This window comes from Sorangium sp. So ce185 (assembly GCF_051526825.1).
GTDB classification, from domain to species: Bacteria; Myxococcota_A; Polyangia; order Polyangiales; family Polyangiaceae; genus Sorangium; species Sorangium cellulosum_D.
This window is the reverse complement of the sequence record NZ_CP150316.1, coordinates 8330727-8350078: the sequence shown is the minus strand read 5'-3', so window position 1 is coordinate 8350078 and position 19352 is coordinate 8330727. Positions and strand designations below refer to the sequence as shown.

General features: G+C 71.6%; 11 protein-coding genes. 4 read left to right on the top strand and 7 right to left on the bottom strand.

Going from position 1 to position 19352, the window contains the following annotated elements:
• Positions 1-528: 528 nt before the first annotated feature.
• The 5 genes from WMF26_RS30590 to WMF26_RS30570 form a co-directional block, all read right to left on the bottom strand.
• Positions 529-2154: a hypothetical protein gene (locus WMF26_RS30590; RefSeq protein ID WP_437995576.1), complete on the bottom strand. Its 1626-nt coding sequence runs from the start codon at positions 2152-2154 to the stop codon at positions 529-531.
• Positions 2155-2781: 627 nt separating this feature from the next.
• Positions 2782-4005, bottom strand: coding sequence for a sigma factor (locus WMF26_RS30585; protein ID WP_437995575.1), 1224 nt, complete (start codon positions 4003-4005; stop codon positions 2782-2784).
• A gap of 294 nt (positions 4006-4299) precedes the next feature.
• Complete coding sequence (locus WMF26_RS30580) at positions 4300-5820, bottom strand: hypothetical protein (RefSeq protein WP_437995574.1); 1521 nt, start codon at positions 5818-5820, stop codon at positions 4300-4302.
• Between the two features lie 1475 nt (positions 5821-7295).
• Positions 7296-9347 (bottom strand): B12-binding domain-containing radical SAM protein, encoded by a 2052-nt coding sequence (locus tag WMF26_RS30575; RefSeq protein ID WP_437995573.1) that lies wholly within the window; start codon positions 9345-9347, stop codon positions 7296-7298.
• A 145-nt stretch (positions 9348-9492) separates the two neighbouring features.
• On the bottom strand, positions 9493-11589 hold the full coding sequence (locus WMF26_RS30570; protein WP_437995572.1) for a glycoside hydrolase family 43 protein: 2097 nt from the start codon (positions 11587-11589) through the stop codon (positions 9493-9495).
• A gap of 223 nt (positions 11590-11812) precedes the next feature.
• Here WMF26_RS30570 and WMF26_RS30565 point away from each other — a divergent pair, with 223 nt between their 5' ends.
• The 4 genes from WMF26_RS30565 (at position 11813) to WMF26_RS30550 (ending at position 17828) form a co-directional block, all read left to right on the top strand.
• Positions 11813-13549, top strand: a complete 1737-nt coding sequence (locus WMF26_RS30565) for a DUF2169 domain-containing protein (RefSeq protein WP_437995571.1) — start codon at positions 11813-11815, stop codon at positions 13547-13549.
• A gap of 202 nt (positions 13550-13751) precedes the next feature.
• Positions 13752-15890: a type VI secretion system Vgr family protein gene (locus WMF26_RS30560; RefSeq protein WP_437995570.1), complete on the top strand. Its 2139-nt coding sequence runs from the start codon at positions 13752-13754 to the stop codon at positions 15888-15890.
• A gap of 214 nt (positions 15891-16104) precedes the next feature.
• The gene (locus WMF26_RS30555; RefSeq protein ID WP_438002465.1) at positions 16105-16587 is read left to right on the top strand and encodes a DUF6484 domain-containing protein; all 483 of its coding nucleotides are present in this window, start codon (positions 16105-16107) and stop codon (positions 16585-16587) included.
• Positions 16584-17828 carry a TIGR02270 family protein gene (locus tag WMF26_RS30550; RefSeq protein WP_437995569.1) on the top strand — a complete coding sequence of 415 codons (1245 nt, stop codon included), beginning with the start codon at positions 16584-16586 and terminating at the stop codon, positions 17826-17828. The genes WMF26_RS30555 and WMF26_RS30550 overlap by 4 nt, the downstream gene beginning before the upstream one ends.
• A 95-nt stretch (positions 17829-17923) precedes the next feature.
• Here WMF26_RS30550 and WMF26_RS30545 read toward each other — a convergent pair whose 3' ends face one another.
• Positions 17924-18694, bottom strand: a complete 771-nt coding sequence (locus tag WMF26_RS30545; RefSeq protein ID WP_437995568.1) for an Imm49 family immunity protein — start codon at positions 18692-18694, stop codon at positions 17924-17926.
• Between the two features lie 22 nt (positions 18695-18716).
• Positions 18717-19292, bottom strand: a complete 576-nt coding sequence (locus WMF26_RS30540) for an imm11 family protein (RefSeq protein WP_437995567.1) — start codon at positions 19290-19292, stop codon at positions 18717-18719.
• Between the last annotated feature and the right edge of the window lie 60 nt (positions 19293-19352).

Genomic DNA, 19352 nt, shown 5'->3' with positions numbered 1-19352 from the left:
CACCCCTCCGGTGCCACCGGCAGCCCGAGCAGCTGACCGATCGCATCGTGAACGACCCGGACCGCCACCTCATCCCCGAGGGCGACGGCGCGGCTCAGGGTGCTGGCGAGTGAGGCGACCACGGCCGCCCGAGGCGACGGATCGGTCACGGCGAGCTCCCCAGGCCCGGGGCTTGACTCTTGGGCCCGGGTTGGGCCAATGCCTCCGGAGGGGGTGCGATCCGTGGTCGCTCCCTCCCAAAATCCCCGGGGATCCGACGAATCGCGACGGTTCGCCCCCGCGGGACAGTCCCGTCAGAGATTTCCCGGTCGGAGAGGAGCGGTGGCTGGAAAGCTCAGTGCCTCATCCAGGGGGGCGAAGTCGCCCAGGCCGAGCTCAGCGACCTTGCGCGCGGCGCGTTTGTAGCGGTGGATCTGACGGCTCGACTTGTGCCCGGTCCGATCGGAAATGCACGTCTCAGTGCGACCGTTCGCTTCAAGATGTCCCGGCAGCATGGAGATCGCGCCATCCACCTGGTCGATCCGGTTTCTAAAATAAAATCCCCTTTTCCTTCCTTGGGATGGGCTTGACGAAGCGCTCCACGTTGTATGCGCGCTCCAACGCCTTCTGCCGCCACGGGTCCGGCAGCAGCGTGGCCGCGTCGCGGTAACGCTTGGACTGCTCCTGCTTGAAGGCAGGGGACTCGAGGATGTCCATCGACGAGACGGCTTCTTTCACGAGCGCGAGGTTGTAGAGGGCCTCGCCCGCGTAGGGCGCCTTGGGAACCGCCTCGACGATGGCCGCGAGCGCCCTTGTGTCGCCGAACCCCGCGGGGAGAGGGCGTGGATCGTGCACCCACGCCTTCGGCGTCCACGCCTTCGGGTAGTCCGGGGCGTGTCGAAGCGCGGTCGCCGTCGCGAGGAAGAGATCCACCTTGTGCGATCGTGGCAGCGAGCTGGCGAGCGAGATCGCGCGCTCGATGTCCGACGCGCGCATCCACTGCAGCCCCAGCAGCAACCGCGCTTGCGCGTGGAGCCACACCACGTCGGCCGGCAGATCGGCCGCCTCGAGGGCCGCGCGGTGCGGCGCCGGAAGCCCTTTGTCCATCAGCGCCCGCAAGAACGCAGGCTGGCGGGCGAGCGACGGCTCGAGCAGCAGCCCCGCATAGAACGTCGGCAGCAAGCCGGCGAGCCGCTCGTTGGTGGAGCCCGGTGACGCAGGCGGGGGCGGTGGTAGCTTCAGGGCAAGCTCGGGAGGCATGGTGTTCAACGCCAGGGAAGATATCCACCCGAACGGCGGGGACAGCGCCCCGGCGGGCCAGCTCCTCCGCGGGAACGTCCCATCGGGCGCGATCCTCCGCGGGGGCGACGGGGGGGCGGCCTTCCGGAGCGGCGGATACGGCATCAATGCCGAGGAGGTGTCGAAAAAGATGCTCATCAGGCAGTAGGGCTGCGTTTTGCGCATGAATATCCCGCCCCGGTTGGCGCGATAGTCGTCGAGCACGCCGAGCGCAGCGAAGTCGCGGAAGCTTACCAGGTAGGCATGGACGGCCTGGTCCACCAGCGGTTTATACAAGGCATACCGACCGCGGGAATAGGTATTGAAGAGACCCATCTCAGCCCTGCCGATTTTCGTCGATGGGCCGGCCACCCACATCACCACGTCGTCAACCGTCGTTAGCGACACTTCCGCCAGCGCAGACGCAGCGATGGTGCGGCCGTAGGAAGCCGGCATCGAGAGCACCTGTGCCCCGAGCTCGTCCAGAAGGGCCTTTTGCGCCTCCCACTCCGGCGTCAGGGTCTGCGCGAGGCGCGTCACGTCCTCTCGGGTGGGGCTCGCTCTGAGGTCGAGCGGCGGCAAATGGGGCGCCACGCGGGATACCCTGGATGCGAGCGCATGGCCATAGAGGGTCAGGTAAATCGCGCGGCTCATCCCCTGCGGAGGTGCGGCGAGCATCGGCACAACCAGCGCTTCGGCGCAGGCCGGAGGCGCGAGCTCCGCGCGCAGCGCTCGCACGACGCCGGCGGGCAGGCCGGCGCACCCCTCGAGCGCCGCGAGCTTCGCGCCGCGCTCGGACGCGCTCGGCGCGGAGAGCGCGGCGGCGAGGGCGGCGAGCGTCTTCTGTCGCGTCGCGCAGGCGGGCGCGCCGGCGTCCGCCGACGGCGTCCTGCGCACCAGGGCCGAGCATTCCAGAGGCGGTGGGGACAGCCCCGCAGGGGGCGCTGGGAGCGGGAGGGTCGCCGGGTCGAAGGATACGGGCTCCTCGGTCCATGGGTCATCCTGGTGCTTCGCGCTCTGGGCGTACGGGTCACTCGGCGCCACCTGGGCGGCCGCGCCACCAGATGACGCGGCCGCACTGGGCGCGGCCGCACTGGGCGCGGCCGCACTGGGCGCGGCCGCACTGGGCGCGGCCGCACTGGGCGCGGCCGCATCGCTGGATGACGCAGCGGCGGGCGCGTTCGAGCCGGCCGCGGCCTCTGCGGCCGCCGGGGGTGGCGCGGGCGCGGCGCACGCGGAGAGCGCCGCGGCGAGCAGACCGGGCAGCACGTATCGGAGGGCGCGCGGGCGCGTGGACGGGTGCGGGTGTTCATCGCGCTTCATCATGGATTCGAGTCTCCCTGCGTGGATTGGGGCCGTTTTTGAGTGCATTGATGTCGACGCCAGTCTGGCGTGGAGCGTGTGGTCATTCGACCCCGGCCTGTCGTCCGCCTCACGCATCGACCTCGCGCGCCGCCCGCAGCATCGCGATCGCGGGCCGCGGCAGATCGGCGGACACGAGCACGCGACCCGCCGGCTACCGGCTCACTTCCTGGACGACTCGGGGGGGACCGAAGGCGCTGCCGGCCGGGCCGGGGGTATCGATGCGGGCGTCAACGTGGGCGTCGGCGCGGGGATCACGTTCGACGTCGGGCCGGGGGCGACGTGCGTTCGCGCAGGCGCCTTTTGCTCCGGCATCTTCTGCTGGTCCAACGAGCCCGGCAAGGGCGAGCCGTTCGGCGTCAGCGACCGCGGGGTCGCCGCCTCCGGCGCCGCCTTCGGGGGGGGCGTGGGGCGCGGATCGCTCGACCCGCCCTGTACGCCGAGCGCCTCGTGCGTCCGCTCGCGCGCCCCCTGCACCTCCGGCGCGCGGTCGCCTGCCGGATCGAGCCGCGCCGCCTCGTCCAGCTGCGTGAGACAGGGCTGGAAGTAGCCCACTTCGCACGCCCAGAGCGCCTGGGCGCGCAGCTGGCGCGCGGTGTCCAGCGGCGTTACCTCCCGCTGGGCTCGGGGTCTCGATGCGGGCGTCTGCCTGGGCTTCGGCGCGGGGACCACCTGCGACGTCGGGCTCGGGGCAACAGGCGTTCGTTCAGGCGCTCTTTGCTCCGGCATCTTCTGCTGGTCCGACGAGCCCGGCGAGAGCGAATCGATCGGCGCTGACGACGGAACCTCGAGGCGCGACGGCACCGGCTCGGGGCGGAACGCGATCTCCTCTTTCGGCCGCCGGAGGAGGCGCGCGACGAGGAGGGCGAGGAGCGAAAGCGCTGCCACAGCTGCGAGCTCCGCGAGCCAGCGCTCTCGCATCCAGCGGCGCATGCGCGACACCCGCTGCCGCACGCGGGCCGCCGGGACATGCTCCGCTGCAGCGATGCTCTCGAGCTTCTCCCCTTCACCCTCGCGCGCCATCCAGTCGAGCGTCTGCTCCGCGTCGCGCGTCGACGCGGCGGCCTGCCGTTCGGCCCAGCGCGCGAGCTCGCGTGCCTCGATCGGCGGCGGCGCGACCGGCACCTCCGGCAGCTCTGCGACGCTCTCGCGGGCCGATCGCCGGAGGTGGCGGGCCACCTTGTGGCGAGCGATTCCGAGCAGCCAGCACCTGAACTCCGCGGGCTCTTCGGGGCAGGCTTTCGCCGTGAGCGCCTCGCAGAGCACGGTCTGCACCACGTCCTCGACGTCGGCCCCGGACATGCGCCGCCTCACGAAGTCCGTGAGGGTCCGGCGGAGGTCCGGATCGGCGAGGGGGGAGCGCGAGCGGATCGAACATTCGTCCATGTGGCAGCTCATCGAACTCTGAATGACCCGGGGCGCGCAAAGTGTGACACGCGACGGGCGAAATGAAACGAGCCCCCCCCACACGCGACCACCACCGGTCACCCCGGCCCACCGCCGCGCCTTTGTCTGGCCTCCCGCCGGCATGACGACCTCTCGCGCGCGCCTCGCCGGGCATCTCCTGCTCCGGACGCTGCGCGCTGGGCCCCAGAGCCCCACCTCCGTCCGGTCAACCGGATGCTGCATGGGACCACGCACAGCCCGCGGGCGAGGATGGCAGAGGGGGCGGCGCGCGTCTCAGTCGCCTGGCGCGACAGGGGCAAGGAGCGAGGTGTCGATGCGCAGGGCGCGCGCCGTGTAGGGCCCCATGGGAGACGCCTGCGTGCGCACCGCGACGGTGAGCTCCGCGCCGAACGCGGAAGCGTGGACGAGCGGCTGATCCCGGCTCGACTCGATGTAGCCGTTGTTCCCGAGCGCGGGGAGCGGCAGCGCCAGCGTGACCTCCGGGGCGCCTCCGGCCGACGGCACGCGCACGAGGCGCAGCTCGCCCCGGCTTTCGTCCACCGCGACGTCGCCGGCGCACATGAGCGATCCGTTGATGTTCTGCACCTCGTAGTCGATCGTCCAGTCGATATGGCTGATCACGACCGCGATCCATACGTCGCCGTCGCTCGTGCGCGCGGCCGAGAAGGCCGACCACCCGAGCCCCGAGGTCACGTCGTGGCATTCGGCCGGGCAGCCGCCGGTGGGCGCGCTGGAGTCCGCGGGCTCCAAGCCGCGCGAACATTCGAGCGTCGGTGTCGCGGTTCCGGGGATCGCGATCTCGTCGAAGCCGGCGCCCTCGGCGGCGCTCGCCAGCCGCAGCCCGTCGGGGTGCTGCACGACCGCGGCAACGCGCGGAACCATCGCTTCCCCGGCGGGCTGCGGCGGCGCGATGACGCCGTAGTCGAGCGGCCGATATCCGGCGACCGGAGCGCCGAGGCTCCGCTCCGTGGTGCCATCGAGCACCTTGAGCTGCCAGCTCAACGAATCCGCCTCGGCGAACCCAAAGGCCAGCGGCGCGCCGTCCGGCGCGAGGCCGAAATGGGTCCAGTCGCTGCGGCTCGGCCGGCTCGCCGGCACGAGGTCCCAGGCGCCGCTCGGCGCGCGCGTCGCGTGGACGAAGCGGTCGGGCCCGTCCGCAGCGAACCAGATGTGCGGCTCGCCCCGGGAATCCATCGCGAAGCCGTACACCGGCACGGCCTTGTCCTCGGGGTCGAACACCGGCTGCTCCTCGGTCGCGCCGCCGGCGAGCGGCAGGAACACGAGACCGCCGGGATAGGCGCCTGGGCCGGCCTGCGTCTCATCCGCTGCGGCGTACGCCTCGCCATCCGGCGAGAGCGCCACGTGCATGTAAATGGCCTCCATGTCGAGATCGCGTTGCGTCGCCCCCTCCTTGTCGAGCTCGAACAGCCGCGTCGGGTCGTTGCCGAGCGCCACGAGGTACGTCGCGCCCGCCGCCGGCGCGGCCATCACTCCGCCGAACGCAAAATTGGACTCGGTGCAGGTCACTTCCACGTCGAGCGTGATCGCGCATGGCGTGTCCGCAGGACAGGCGTCGTCGTGGTTGCCCGGCCGCGAATCGCACGTCACCGCCGCGCCGCCCTGACCGCCCGCGCCGCCCTGACCGCCCGCGCCGCCCTGACCGCCCGCGCCGCCTGCCGCTTCTGCGCCTGGCGACCCCTTGATATCGATCTGGCACCCAGCCGTCAGCCACAGGCCGGCGAGGATGCCGGCGCTCAAGATCCATTGGTCGCGCGAATTCAATTGTCTTCCCATGATCGATCGCCTCCTTGAGATGCGTGGCCACTCAAATGCGTGGCCACTCAGCAACAAACGCGCCATTCGATTTTCTGCGCAATACCACGGTCACACTTGATACTCGTGCTCCCACGCGCCATGGCAACGACGTTCACAATTGACAGATTGTGCCGCCTTGTGCCGCACGCGATCCGCTGGAGCTCGCCGATGGGCAGCCCCTCCTCTCCTCGGCGACGGGCTCGCTGGCGGCGAGGGGATGGTCGGCTCCAACCGGACCCTGCAAGGGCTCCTCGGAGCCACATCCGGTGAAGCTCCACGACGCCTGGAGAGCAAACCGACCTGAGCCAGGAAGACAGCTGAGCGGCGTGACACAAGTTCAGCAGGTGCCCTCGCCTGTGCATTGGTAGATCCTATGTTCTCTTGCCCGGTCGTGAGGCCGGGCGATGAGGGACCATCGCGCGGTAGCGCTCCGCGGAGGGCGGCGGCGCGCCCTGCTCGGCGCGCTCCGCGTGCGCCGTCATGGCCGCGTCGCGCGCCGCCTCCGCGCGCGCAGGGTGGTCGGCCAAGGTCGCGCTGATCATGGTCTGCTGCAGCTATGTTCGGAGGCGGGCGCCGGGATCACGAAATCGTGAGCCGATGCGAGCGGCGGGCTCGACGTTCGGCCCAAGCTTGCTCGCGCCTCCGGTGCCACCGGGGCGAGACCAGGCGGCAGCGACCTGCAGGTCGGCAAGGGGGTGGGCGAGACCAGGCGGCAGCGACCTGCAGGTCGGCAAGGGGGTGGGCGAGACCAGGCGGCAGCGACCTGCAGGTCGGCAAGGGGGTGGGCGAGACCAGGCGGCAGCGACCTGCAGGTCGGCAAGGGGGTGGGCGAGACCAGGCGGCAGCGACCTGCAGGTCGGCAAGGGGGTGGGCGAGACTAGGCGGCAGCGACCTGCAGGGGTGGTGCCCTAATGAGGGCAGACGGCGCGCCGCCGCTTGACCGGCGCGTGCGACCGCCATGCGGTCACCGATCTGAAGCTCAAGCGTCCCCATCCAATACGCCCTCTGTGCTGGACGTTGGACATCGCCGGCGCCGTCTGGTTCTTCCCCGCTTCCGTGGACACCCCCGGAGGCACCCAGGGGGCAGGGATGGGACGGAGAAAGAGGAGGGCGTTCACGCTATCCTCGTGTGGCTCCTCACTGCTGGCGCGCCCAACGCTCCGAATGAGCCGCCAACGAACGCGATGAAAGCGAACCCCTCCTCGTCGACCTCATTCGGTCGCTAGGCTCGCGTTCCCAAAAATCTTAATTTTGGCCTCATGGATTTCTAGTGCGAGGATCACCTCGTCCCGCGTCCAGCTTGGATTGCCGTGCCCGTGTGTTACGGCACATGATATGTGCCCAACGACTTCGGATTCTGCTGCGCGTGGATGCGCTACGTTCACCCACGCGTCGACGATCTCGACGAGCACTGTCCGGGACGCGGACAGGCCCGGCGTCACGACGAAGCTCGCTCAGCGCGCCGCGCTGGCCGCGTGCGACGGCCGCCGCCCCGACGTCACGGCCGGCGCGGCGCCCGCGACGAACCTGACGCGCACCGGCTTCGGCCGGAGCGGCGGCAGCGAGCGCGCGAGCCGCTCGTACGCGTCGCGCCCCACGCGCCGCTCCTCGTGGACGAGCGTCGCCCAGATCTCCGCCTCGCGCGCCTCCGCCTGCTCGGCCGCGCGCGGATCGAAGCGCAGCCCGCGCTCGAGGGCCGTCGCGCCGGGCACGCCGCCCTCGGCGCGCCGCGCCGCGCGCTCCCGGAAGACGCCCGGCCCGAAGCGGTCGTACTGGAGGATCGTGTGCGCCGTCGACACCGCGCCGGCCCACGGATAGCTGCGCAGCGTCCAGCCGCGCGACAGGTCGGCGAGCCGCTCGTCGACGTCGGCGCGCTCGGCGTCGGTCTTCCACGGCTCCCGCGGGACGAAGAACAGGCCGAGCCCGAGCTCGTCGCCCTCCAGCTCGAACACCTCGTCGATGCCGAAGCGCTCCGGCGCCTGCGCGACCAGCGAGCCGTGCGTCAGCCCGAACTCGCCGACGATGTACACCGCGAGCGCCTCCCGCCGCTCGCGCAGGAAATCGAGCGTCTCGACGGCCTCGGCGTGCGTCTCGGTGGGGAAGTCCGTGAAGCACATCGCCTCGGCGGCCACGCCCGCGGACGCGAGGTGATCGATGACGTCGGAGACGACCTCGACCGGCGCGCCCTTGTCGATGAGGCCGAGGACCCGCGGCGACGCCGACTCGACGCCGAGCGCGCAGGCGACGGCGCCCGCGCGGCGCAGCACGTCCGCGCGCTCCTGCGTGAGGTACTTCTCCGGCTTGAGGTCGGTCGCCCACCGCACGTCGAGCCCGGCGTCGAGGATCGCCTGCGACATCTTCACGAGCGTCTTCGGCGCGACCGAGTCCTGCGACAGGTAGAAGTGGCGGGTGCCGTGCCGCGCGGCGAGCGCCCCGAGGTGCGCCACGATCGTCTCGACGGCGCGCTCGCGGTACGCCGCGGTGCCGACCTCCGCGAGCCCGTAATGGCAGAACGTGCACTTGCCCCAGTAGCAGCCCCGCGTCGGGTCGTACGGGAGCACCAGCGTCGGCGCGAGGTACGCGCCGACCGGGAGCCCGTCGAAGTCCGGCGCCGGGAGCGCCTTGAGGTCCTCCATGCCGTGGCCGGGCGTCCAGCGCGCGCCCATCAGCCGGTCGCGCGCCACGACGTTCGGCACGTCGCGCAGCGGCCGGCCCTCGTCGAGGGCGCGCGCGAGCGCGAGCAGGGTGTGCTCGCCCTCGAAGAGGCACGCCGAGTCGAACGGGCCGAGGGCGCGCGCGAGCCGCTCGCCCGAGAGCCGGAGGAGCAGCTGCGTGACGCCGGGGCCGCCGCACGTGACGTGCACGCCCGGCAGCGCCTCCTTGATCTTGCGCGCGAACGCGTATGCGGGCTGGAGCTGGCCGGGGAAGCACACGGAGAGACCCACGACGTCGGCGCGCGCGTCGCGGAGCCGGGGCACGAGGACCTGCTGCACCCAGGCGTCGAACGGATCGTGCTCCGGGCGGCTCGACCGGGCGATCTCGTCCATCGACATCAGGCCGAACGGCGTCCGGTACGCCGTGAAGTCGAGCTTGAGCGGGTGGTGCGTGGCGGACACGACGCCGAGCGCCGCCTCGATCGTCGCGACCGCGCGGGCGTAGGCGTCCGGGTCGTAGAAAGTATCGGCGGAGCGGAGCGCGGCCTTGGCGCCCTCGACCGCGCCCGGGACGGCGTGCGCGTCGCCGCGCGCGCGGGCGAGGGCCAGGTACTCGAGCTGCTCGGCGTGCGGGAGCGCCGCGCGCCGGTCGAGCTCGCCGAGGCGCGCCTCGAGCCGGTCGAGGAGCCCCGCCATGCGGTCCTGGGTGAGGAGGGCGTCGAACGCCTCGACGTTCGCGTCGATGGGCAGCACCTCCACGCCGTTCGCGCGGAGGAAGCCGGTCAGCATCGGCACCGCGAGGTACGGCGCGGTGGGGTCGCAGGTCGGCGGATAGACGAGCGCGATGCGCATGCGGGGCGGCGGTCTAGCACAGGCCCGGAGGAGCGTCCGGGCCGGTCGACCGCGATGCCGTCGAGGCCGGCGGCGGCTCCCTCGGAGGCCGCCGGCGCCGCGCGACCCCTTCAGGCAGGCGCGCCAGGGAGCACATCCGCTCGCCTCACGGCTGCTCCGTGTAGGCGTAGAGGCCGATGTAGGTCCCGACGAAGCCGCCGGCCTGCTGCGTGCTCAGGATCTTCCCGTCGACCTCTTCCAGGAGGCTGACCCACGCGCCGGGCTCACGCGCGTAGGAGAAGCTGTAGGCGGCGCCCTGCGCCTCGATCTTGAGGTGGATGGGCGCGCCTGCGGAGAGATCGAGCGGCGCCGAGGCGATCACCTGGGGTTCGCCGTTCGCGGTGCTCCCGGCCTTCTTCTCCAGCTGGACGACCGGCTTGCCATCCGCCAGCGTGACGCCGAGGAAGTAATAGAAGTCGTCGTTCTGGAACGCGACGAGCCCCGCCGCGTCCCCGGGCGCTTCCGGCAGGTACTTCATGGCCGTGGAGGCGGAGGCCCAGCCGTGCTGCTGCCGCCGGCCGACGAACGACGGTCGCTCGCGCCGCCCGAGGTGGGCCGCGCGCGCCTTCAAGGTCAGCCACCCGGGCGACGCGGTGAGATCGTGCCATTGCTCGACGGGCGTGCGGATGAAGTTCCAGGCCGGGGCGAGCTCGTCGCCGTCGAACTCATCCCGGTACGTGAAGTTGCCGCTGGTCGGGGTGGCCGGCGCCGGCTGCGGCGGCAGGGCTGGGACGTCGTGCACGTAGGGCACCGTCTCCGTGCCTGCCGTGATGACCGGCCAGCCGTCGACCCACCGGACGGGCATCAGGAACGTCTCGCGGCCCGTGTTGTAGAGATCGCCCTCGTAGGGCCGGGTGCCCAGAAAGACGGACCACCAGTCGCCGTTCGGCAGCTGAACGAAGTCGGCGTGGCCGGTCGAGGTCACCGGGAAAGGCCGGTTGCGATCGAGGTGGCGTTGCGTGAGGATCGGATTGCCCGTGTAGGGCTCGTACGGGCCGGTCGCCGACGCGCTGCGGAACACCACCTCGGAGTGCTGATCGCCTGTGCCGCCCTCGGCGGCGATCAGGTAGTAGGTTCCATCCACCTTGAAGATGTGGGGGCCCTCGATCCAGATCGGCTTCTTCGAGATGTCGACGCCGCCGTCGACGATCACCGAGCGCGGGCCGACCATCTTCTGCGTCGCCACGTCGAACTCCTGGATCCAGAGCGCTCGGTGGCCGTCGTAGAGCGACGCGCCAGCCGGCGGGCCGTTGTTGACGACGTAGGCCTTGCCGTCGTCGTCGAAGAAGAAGGAGGGGTCGATCCCGTCGACGCTGTTGAGCCAGGTGGGGTCCGACCACGGCCCCGCCGGATCGGTGGCGGTCACGAAGAAGTTGCCGCCGCCGCCGACGAGCGTGGTGACCATGTAGAACACGCCGTCGTGGTGCCGGATCGACGGCGCGAAGATGCCCTCGGAGATCGCCTGGCTTTCGAGGTCGAGCTGCGAGGGGCGGTCGAGCACGTGCCCGAGCTGCGTCCAGTGGACGAGATCGCGGCTGTGGAAGATGGGGACGCCGGGGAAGTAGGAGAAGGACGAGTTGACGAGGTAGTAGTCCTCCCCGACCCGGCAGAGGCTGGGATCTGGGTAGAACCCTGTCAGGATCGGGTTCGAGTACTCGCCTTCCCCCGCGGTGAACTCCTGATAGACCGGGTCCTTGCCCTCGTACTCGAACCAGCTGAACTGCGGGTTCTTGCTGGGGGGCATCGAGGTATCCGGGTCGGCGCCGCCGTCGCCGCCGGTACCGCCGTCGCCGCCGGTACCGCCGTCGCCTCCGGCGCCGCCGTCGCCGCCGGTGCCGCCGTCGCCGCCGGTGCCCGAGCCGGGGCCGGTGCCGCCATCGCCGCCGGCGCCGCCGCTGCCCGATCCGGGGCCTTGATCGCCGCTCGTACCCGGGGGTGCGTCCTCGCTGGAGCACGCGCTCGCGAGGAGCGCCAGCAGAACGAAGGTGACGCGCGCAACGCGCCGATGGGAGCGCCCCGCCAGCCGTGGGCCTCCATCGACGGACACGAGCTTGCCAGAGACCCCGGACGACCGGGCCTGACTCGGCTCGCTCTCACGACCCACCAGCGCGTCCCCGCGCCTCCATTCGCTTCCAGGAGAAGCACCGATCGCGGACAAGCTCTTCATGAAGAACACCTCGCTGGTCAGGCTGGACCCGACCACGTCAAGAACCTCGGCGAGCCTCGGGACTCGCCAGCAACGACCCAAGGTCGCCCGGAGAGTACTGAACCCTCCGCATGAGGAAAACCTATGAATACGCTTGAGCCCGGGTCGGGGTCAGCTGGCGGCCCGAGCAGCCGTCGATCGCCTCGCGAACGACCCGGGCCGGGGCGCGACTCGTCACTGGATGCCCGGGGGGGCGTGAGGCATGCTGCGTCGAGCGTCGATGAGCCCCTCCACGCAGCACGTCGCGATCACCCCCCTCGGTCCTGCCGAGGCGGCGACGGTCGCCTGGCTCCTGCGCGGCCAGCTCCATGTCACCGTCGTCGTGAAGGCGACGTTCGCGCTCGTCCCCGAGGGGCGCATGTCCCTCGCGAAGCCGGAGCCGATCGCGCCGGACGAGCAGCCGGATCCGTCGGGCCGCGCGCTTCGCACCGCGGGCGACCTCGCGCCGTACCGCGCGCAGTGCGACGTCGTGGTGACCGGCCACGCGGAGCTGCCGCCGGCGTTCTCGTCGCCGGAGGTCATGGTCCGGCTCACGGTGGTGCAGGGCGGCCAGGTCCGCATCGACAAGCAAGCGCAGCTCGACGGCTCGGCGCGCGTCGGCGCGGGTCGCTCCCACGTTCGCATCGACGGCATGGGGCCGCTCTCCCGCGCGTCGCCGCCGCGCAGCCGGCTGCTCGGCGGCGTCGACGCGCGCCGCCTCGCGGGCCTCTGGCTCGACATCCCCGAGGGGCTCGACGCGAGCTACTTCCAGGCGGCGCCGGCAGACCAGCGCCTCGGCGCGCTGCGCGGCGACGAGTGGATCGTGCTCGGCGGCATGATCGCGCAGCGGCCGAAGCTCCGGACGCAGCTGCCGGAGGCGCGCGGCGCCGCGCGGCTCTACCGGGGGCAGGGCGCGGCGCCGCGGGCCGGAGAGCCGATCGCGCTCCGCGCCGACACCGTGCACGTCGACGTGGATCGGCGCTGCTGCTCCGTCGTGTGGCGCGGCCATCTGCCCGTGGAGGCCGCGGAGCTCGCGTCGCTGCGCGTGCTCGCGGGCGTGGAGCTCCCGGGGCAGCCGGTGGCGTGGGCCGATCCGTTCGGCGCGGGCGGCGCGTCCGCCGCGGGCGCCGCGCCGCCCGCGGCGGCGTCGCAGCGAGGCGACAGGGGCGGCGCGCTGGAGGGCACGAGCCACCTGAGCCTCGAGGAGGCGGCCAGGGTGGTCGCGGCGCCGGTGACGCCGTTCGACCCGTGGCGCGCTCCGGCCCGCGCGGCGCGCTCGGGCGCCGCGCCGCCGGCTGCGCCCGCTGCCGCTGCCGCGCATCGCTCCGAGGTGCCGGCGCCGCGCGCGCGCGAGAGCGATGCGCCGGCGGAGACGGCCCCGGTCGCGGGGGCTGCTCCGCGCGGGGAGAGCGCGCCTCGTGGCGAGACCGCGCCTCGCGGCGAGACCGCGCCGCCCGGCGAGACCGCCGTGCTCGGGGGGACCAGCCAGCTCAGCCTCGCGGAGGTGGCCAGGGCGGCCGCCTCCGCCGCGACGCCGTTCGGGGCGCGCCGCGCGCCCTCCGAGCCTGCGCGCGCGGCTGCGCCTCGCCCTGCCGCGCCGGCGGCGTCGCTGCCGGCCGCCGCGCCGCGCGCGGCGGCGCCCTCGCCCGCGCGGCACGGCGCCCGCGAGGTGCTCGGGGAGACGAGCGCGCTCAGCGCCGAGGAGGCGGCGAAGGCCATCGCCTTCGCGGCGACGCCGTTCGACGCCGGGCGAGCGCCGGCCGCCGCCGCTGCCGCGCCCGCGCGCCGCCCCGCCCCCTCGAGCGCGCCTCCGGCCTCGCCCGCGCTGCTCGCGCCGGCGCCTCCCGCCGTTGCGCACGCCCAGGCGGCGCCGCCCCCCGTGCAGCCGCCCGGCATCGGCGATGCGCGCGGCCGGCCGGAGGGGCTCGGCGCGCAGTTCCTCGCGGCGATGGCCGACGCCGATCTGGCGTCCATCTAGCGAGACCGGAAATGGCGCGGCGGCGCCGTCCCGGCGCGCGGCTCGACCGGCGCGCCCGGGATCTTTCCGGCATCTCGCCGGCGCCGAGGGCCGTCGTCCATTGCGGTCGAGCGGGCGTCGCACGTAGGATGGCATCCGGCTGAATGCTGCCCGCGGTCCGTCCGCGCATCCGCTCGCCTCACGTCTGCTCAAGGGAGAGTCCATGCACTTGTTTCAGGTCGACGGACTGGAGCACGAGCTCCGTGTGACGCGGTTCGAGGGGCGCGAGGGCATCTCCGAGCTCTTTCACTTCGATGTCCTCGTCGCCTCGCCGGAGAAGGACATCGCGTTCACGGACGTCGTGGGCAAGGCGGCGCTGCTCACCTTCCAGATCGGCGAGCAGCCCCGGTTCGTCCATGGCGTGGTCGCGAGCTTCGAGCAGGGCGAGGAGGGGAAGCGGCTCACGGCCTATCACGCCACGATCGTGCCCGACGTCGCGCGCCTCAAGCACCGCCGGAACAGCCGGATCTTCCAGGCGCTCACCGCCCCGGAGATCATCGAGAAGGTGCTGCGCGCGGCCGGGATCCCGAGCGAGGGCTACCGCTTCTTGCTGAGCGGGGTTTACCGCGCGCGGGAGTACTGCGTGCAGTACCGGGAGAGCGACTTCGCCTTCGTGTCGCGGCTGCTCGAGGAGGAGGGCATCTGTTACTACTTCGAGCACGACGAGGGCGGCCACGTGCTCGTGTTCGCCGACAGCCCCTCTGCGCACGGGCCGATCGCGGGAGAGAGCGCGGTCGTGTTCCGGCCGCAGCTCGGCGCGCTGTTCCAGGGCGAGCACGTCTCTCGTTTCCGGTACGTCGAGCGGGTGCGGTCGGGGAAGGTGACGCTGCGCGACTACAACTTCAAGAAGCCCGGCCTGTCGCTCGAGAGCAACGCCCAGGCGGACGCGGACGACGACCTCGAGGTCTACGATTATCCGGGCGACTACGACGCGCCCGGCGCGGGCTCGAGCCTCGCCAAGATCCGGCTCGAGCAGCTCCAGACCTCGCGCAGGACGGGCAGCGGCGAGAGCGTCTGCCCGCGCTTCGTCCCGGGCCAGACCTTCACGCTCGCGGAGCACGGCCGCGACGCCTTCAACCGCGAGTATCTGCTCGTCTCCGTGCACCATCACGGCCACGAGCCGGCGGTGGACGCCGTCACCGACAGCGACGTCCCGGCGTACGGGAACCGGTTTCAGGGCATCCCTTCCGACGTCCCTTACCGTCCGCCGTCGGTGACGCCGTGGCCGACGATCAAGGGGATCCAGACGGCGATCGTGGTCGGTCCTCCTGGCGAGGAGGTCTATACGGACGAGCATGGCCGCATCAAGGTCCAGTTCCACTGGGACCGGGAGGGCAAGAAGGACGCCCAGAGCTCGTGCTGGATCCGCGTGAGCCAGATCTGGGCCGGCGCCGCGTGGGGCGCGGTGTTTCTGCCGCGGATTGGCCACGAGGTGGTGGTCGATTTCCTCGAGGGCGATCCGGACCGGCCGCTCGTGGTGGGGAGCGTCTATCACGGCACCAACGTGCCGCCGTACGCGCTCCCTGCGGAGAAGACGAAGAGCACCATCAAGTCGAACAGCTCGACGGGGGGCGGCGGGTTCAACGAGCTCCGGTTCGAGGACAAGAAGGGCTCGGAGGAGATCTTCCTGCACGGCCAGAAGGACTGGAACATCGCGATCGAGCACGACAAGAAGCAGTGGATCGGGAACGACGAGATGCTCGAGGTCGCCCACGACCGGAGCAAGGTGGTGGGGAACGATCAGAGCGAGGAGATCGGCGGCCACAAGAGCATCGACGTCGCGAAGACCCACACCGAGACGATCGGCGAGGACGAGACCCTCTCGGTCGGGGGCGACAGGGCCGTGAGCGTCGGCGGGGATCACACCGAGTCGGTCTCGGGGAGCCAGTCGATCGACGTGGGCAAGAGCCAGAGCGCGTCGATCGGCGAGAACAAGAGCGAGTCCGTGGGGGGCTCGAGCTCGGAGAGCGTCTCCAAGGGCAAGTCGACGAGCGTGGACGAGGGCTACACCTTGACGGTGGGCAAGGACATGACGGTGACCATCGGGAAGAGCGCGAAGGAGGAGGTGAAGGAGAAGAAGACGATGATCATCGGCGAGAAGCTCGCGATCCAGTGCGGGGACGCCACGATCACGATCGAGAAGAACGGCAACGTTACCGTGCAGGGGAAGAAGATCACGGTGAAGGGCGAGGGCCCGGTCCGGGTGGAGGGGAAGAAGCTCGACGTGAAGAGCGAGGGGGCGGTGAACGTCGAGGCCTCGGGGAACGTGAAGATCAAGGGGAGCAACGTCGGGGTGAACTGAGGCGGGCAGGGGATCGCGGGCGCTTCGAGGCGAGCGGGAGCGGAGGAGCAGGGCGATGAGGGACGATGGGCGGGCGCCGGCGGCGGAGCAGGGCGGCGAGGTGATCCTGATCGAGGAGGAGGGCGCCGAGGCGGCGGCCTCTGGCGAGGCGGGGGTGGACGAGGCGGCGGGCGAGGCGGACGCGCTCGAGGGCGCGGAGGGGCTGCTCGAGCTCGTGGTCGCGGCGCACGAGGAGCGCGTCGCGGCGGAGGCCGCGAAGGCCGGGCCGATCGACGGGGTCGTGGTGGGGCGGATCGTGGGGTTCGCGCAGAACGGCGATCCGCTCGTCGAGGCGGCGGTCCTGGGAGGCGGCGCGGGTGGGGGCGTCCTCGCGCGGTCGATGACGGCGCTCGGGCCGGAGGACGAGGGGCGGGAGGTCGCGCTGCTGTTCGAGGGGGGGCGGCGCGACAGGCCGGTGGTGATGGGGCGGATGCACGCGGCGGGGGACGGCGCGGGCGCGGCGAGGCGCGACGGCGCGACGGCGACGGCGGACGGCGAGCGGCTGGTGCTCACCGCGGAGAAGGAGATCGTGCTCCAGTGCGGCAAGGCCAGCATCACGCTGACGCGGGCTGGCAAGATCCTGATTCGCGGCGCGTATCTGCTCACGCGGTCCTCCGGGGTGAACCGGATCCAGGGCGGCTCGGTGCAGATCAATTGATCTCGACGATAGAAGCCGAAGTCTTCGAGCAGCACGCCTCCGAGGCGGCGTTCCTGTGGTCGTACCGGGACGCGGCGGTGCTGGACCCGCTGTATGATCTCGAGAGCCTGGGTGAGCTCGACGAGCGCCTGGAGGCGCACATCGACGGCCTCCGGCTCGCCGGCGACGCGGGGTGGGAGATCTGCCGGGCGGCCGTCGACGAGGAGGAGCCGGGGAGCGTGTTTGCGCCGATGGTGCTCGCGGTCGAGCGGCGGGATCTGAAGGGCATCGCCGAGGTGCTCGACGTGGGCGGGGCCGTGCCGGCGCTCGCGCGGGCGCTCGTGTCGGCGCTGGGCTGGGTGTCGTTCTCGAAGGTGCGGGCGATCCTTCCCGGGCTTTTGTCGCACCGGGTCGGGCCGGAGCTCCATGCGATCGGGATCGCGGCGTGCGCGGTGCAGCGGCAGGATCCCGGGGCGGCGCTGGGATACGCGGTGGTGTCGAGCGATCTGCGCCTCAGGGCCAGGGCGCTGCGCGCCGTGGGCGAGCTCGGTCGGGCGGATCTGCTGGACGAGGTGCGGGGCGCGCTGGGCAGCGAGGACGAGGCGTGCCGCTTCGCGGCGGCGTGGTCTGGGGCGGTGCTCGGCGATACGGCGGCGCTGCGGGCGCTCGGGGCCGTCGCGGACGGCGGCGGGCGGTTCGCGGAGCGGGCGTGCGCGATGGCGATGCGGCGGATGGAGCCGGCGCTGGCGTCGACGTGGCTGCGCGCGATCGCCGGGGCGCCGCGGGGGGCGCGCGCGGCGCTCGCGGGGGCGGCGGCGCTCGGGGATCCGGGGCTGATGCCGTGGATCCTCGAGTGCATGAGGACGCCGGAGCTCGCGCGGATGGCGGGCGGGGCGTTCATGATGATCACCGGCGTGGGGCTCGAGGAGGCGAAGCTGCGGGGGGAGAGGCCGGCGGGGTTTCAGAGCGGGCCGAGCGACGATCCGGAGGACGAGGACGTCGCGATGGATCCGGACGAGAGCTTGCCGTGGCCGGATCGGGAGAAGATCGCGGCGTGGTGGGGGAGCCGGGGGAAGGAGCTGAAGCGGGGGACGCGGTACCTCGTGGGGAGGCCGATGGAGGTGGCGTGGCTCGAGGAGGTGCTGAAGCGAGGGAGCCAGCCGGCGAGGGCGGCGGCAGCGGTGGAGCTGGCGTTGCGGGGGGCGCGGAGGGGGGTGGTGGAGGTGCGGGGGCCCGTGCGGGGGCGGGAGATGCCGATGTAAGCGGGATGGGCTCGATATGGCAGCAGTCCTGGGCGCGTCGGCGCTGCCAGTGACATCGGGAGCCTCGTTGACGTCGGCCAAGCGCGGGTATTGCTTCACTCCGCGATATCGGTCCAATCGTCGACCGTGAACGCGCGGGTCGGACCGACCCGGAGCAGCGACGGAATGAAGGGATACTCGGGGCGGGTCACGATGCCGCGCGACTCGGCCAGCCTCACCAGCGCGAGCCCCTCCACGTCGATCTGGCCCTCGGTCGCCGCCTCTTCTTCATGCGCGCCGCCGCGCTCGAACAGGTGCATCGTGCGCTGCTCGCGTAGGTCGAGCAGGTCGCTCAGCGCATCATCGAAGCGACCCGCGTCGCGGGTGAGCAGGGCCGAGCAGATCGCGATCCGCGGGTCGTCGCGGCCCTCCGTCACCTCCTCGGCCCGCGCCAACATCGCCGTGAGCTCCGTAGCAGGCGCATCGAGAAAATGGGCCGACATGAGGAAGCGCACGTAGAGGAAGTCTTCCTCGTACTCCACGCGCTCGTTCCAGGTCGACCGAGCGCTCCGCGCCTGCTCGCGGGCGCACTCCACGTCAAGGCAGGCGATCGCGTCGAAGAACGGCTCCGCCCGGCTCGTCACCTTCGCCGCGTCCGCGCTGCCTCGCAGGAAGTGGAGGAACGCACGGCCGCTCTTGTGGAGGTAGAGATGAAACCGTCCCACCAACCCGAGCAGGAGCAGCTCGCAGATTGCACGGCGACGCAAGGTCCGGCAGAACCGCAGCACCTCGCGCTGACTGGCCGTACCGCCCGTCACGAGCGGCAGCAGCTCCGCCCCCTCTTCGAACGCGTTGAGCGCGATGATCGGCAAGAATTTCGATGTCATAGGACACCCTTCGGGGTTGCCGTCACACCACCTTCATCTCCTTGAGGACGACGTTCGTGAACCCTTCCGCCCGGAATGCCTCCGCCAGCGGCTCGGCGACGACGTACGTCTGCACGTCGCGGGCGATCCGGAACAGGCTCGGTGCACCGGCGAGCTTCGCCGCTGATAAAACTCGTTCTTTGATGCTGACGATGTCGCTACCCGAGTACTTGATTTTACTCGCGCCGAAATCCAGGCAGTCGTATGCACCGATGGGGTTGACGATCCAATAGTCCCTGGTGTGGACCCTGCCCTTGTGGTTGATGAGCGCGAACTGGAAGTATTCGATGTCCAGGCCGGCGCAGTGTTGCTCAATAATCTCCTTCATCGCTGTCGAGACGAGGAGGTAATTGTTGAAGTTCCCTATCAACGAGGCGGTGACGATGCCGGGGTAATCCTCGCTCATCGAGATGGATAGGTCGGCGGGGATATGGTCGCGAGCGGGCTTGCCCATCGCGAGGTAATAGCCTTCGAGCCCCATGTCCTTCGGCTCGTCCTCGAGGAGGCAGAGATCCCGGTCCCTCGTATCGCCGAGCGTGTCTAGTTTGTAGTACCGCATGATCCTTCTCTAGAGCGATAGGCGGGGCGAGGCCGCCTGAAAAGCGCAGAGCTTCGGACC

Coding starts and splice junctions, on each gene's coding strand:
- WMF26_RS30585 (WP_437995575.1), bottom strand. CDS start 4,005: ATGGACGAATGTTCGATCCGCTCGCGCTCCCCCCTCGCCGATCCGGAC.
- WMF26_RS30580 (WP_437995574.1), bottom strand. CDS start 5,820: ATGGGAAGACAATTGAATTCGCGCGACCAATGGATCTTGAGCGCCGGC.
- WMF26_RS30575 (WP_437995573.1), bottom strand. CDS start 9,347: ATGCGCATCGCGCTCGTCTATCCGCCGACCTGCGACCCCACCGCGCCG.
- WMF26_RS30565 (WP_437995571.1), top strand. CDS start 11,813: ATGAGCCCCTCCACGCAGCACGTCGCGATCACCCCCCTCGGTCCTGCC.
- WMF26_RS30560 (WP_437995570.1), top strand. CDS start 13,752: ATGCACTTGTTTCAGGTCGACGGACTGGAGCACGAGCTCCGTGTGACG.
- WMF26_RS30545 (WP_437995568.1), bottom strand. CDS start 18,694: ATGACATCGAAATTCTTGCCGATCATCGCGCTCAACGCGTTCGAAGAG.
- WMF26_RS30540 (WP_437995567.1), bottom strand. CDS start 19,292: ATGCGGTACTACAAACTAGACACGCTCGGCGATACGAGGGACCGGGAT.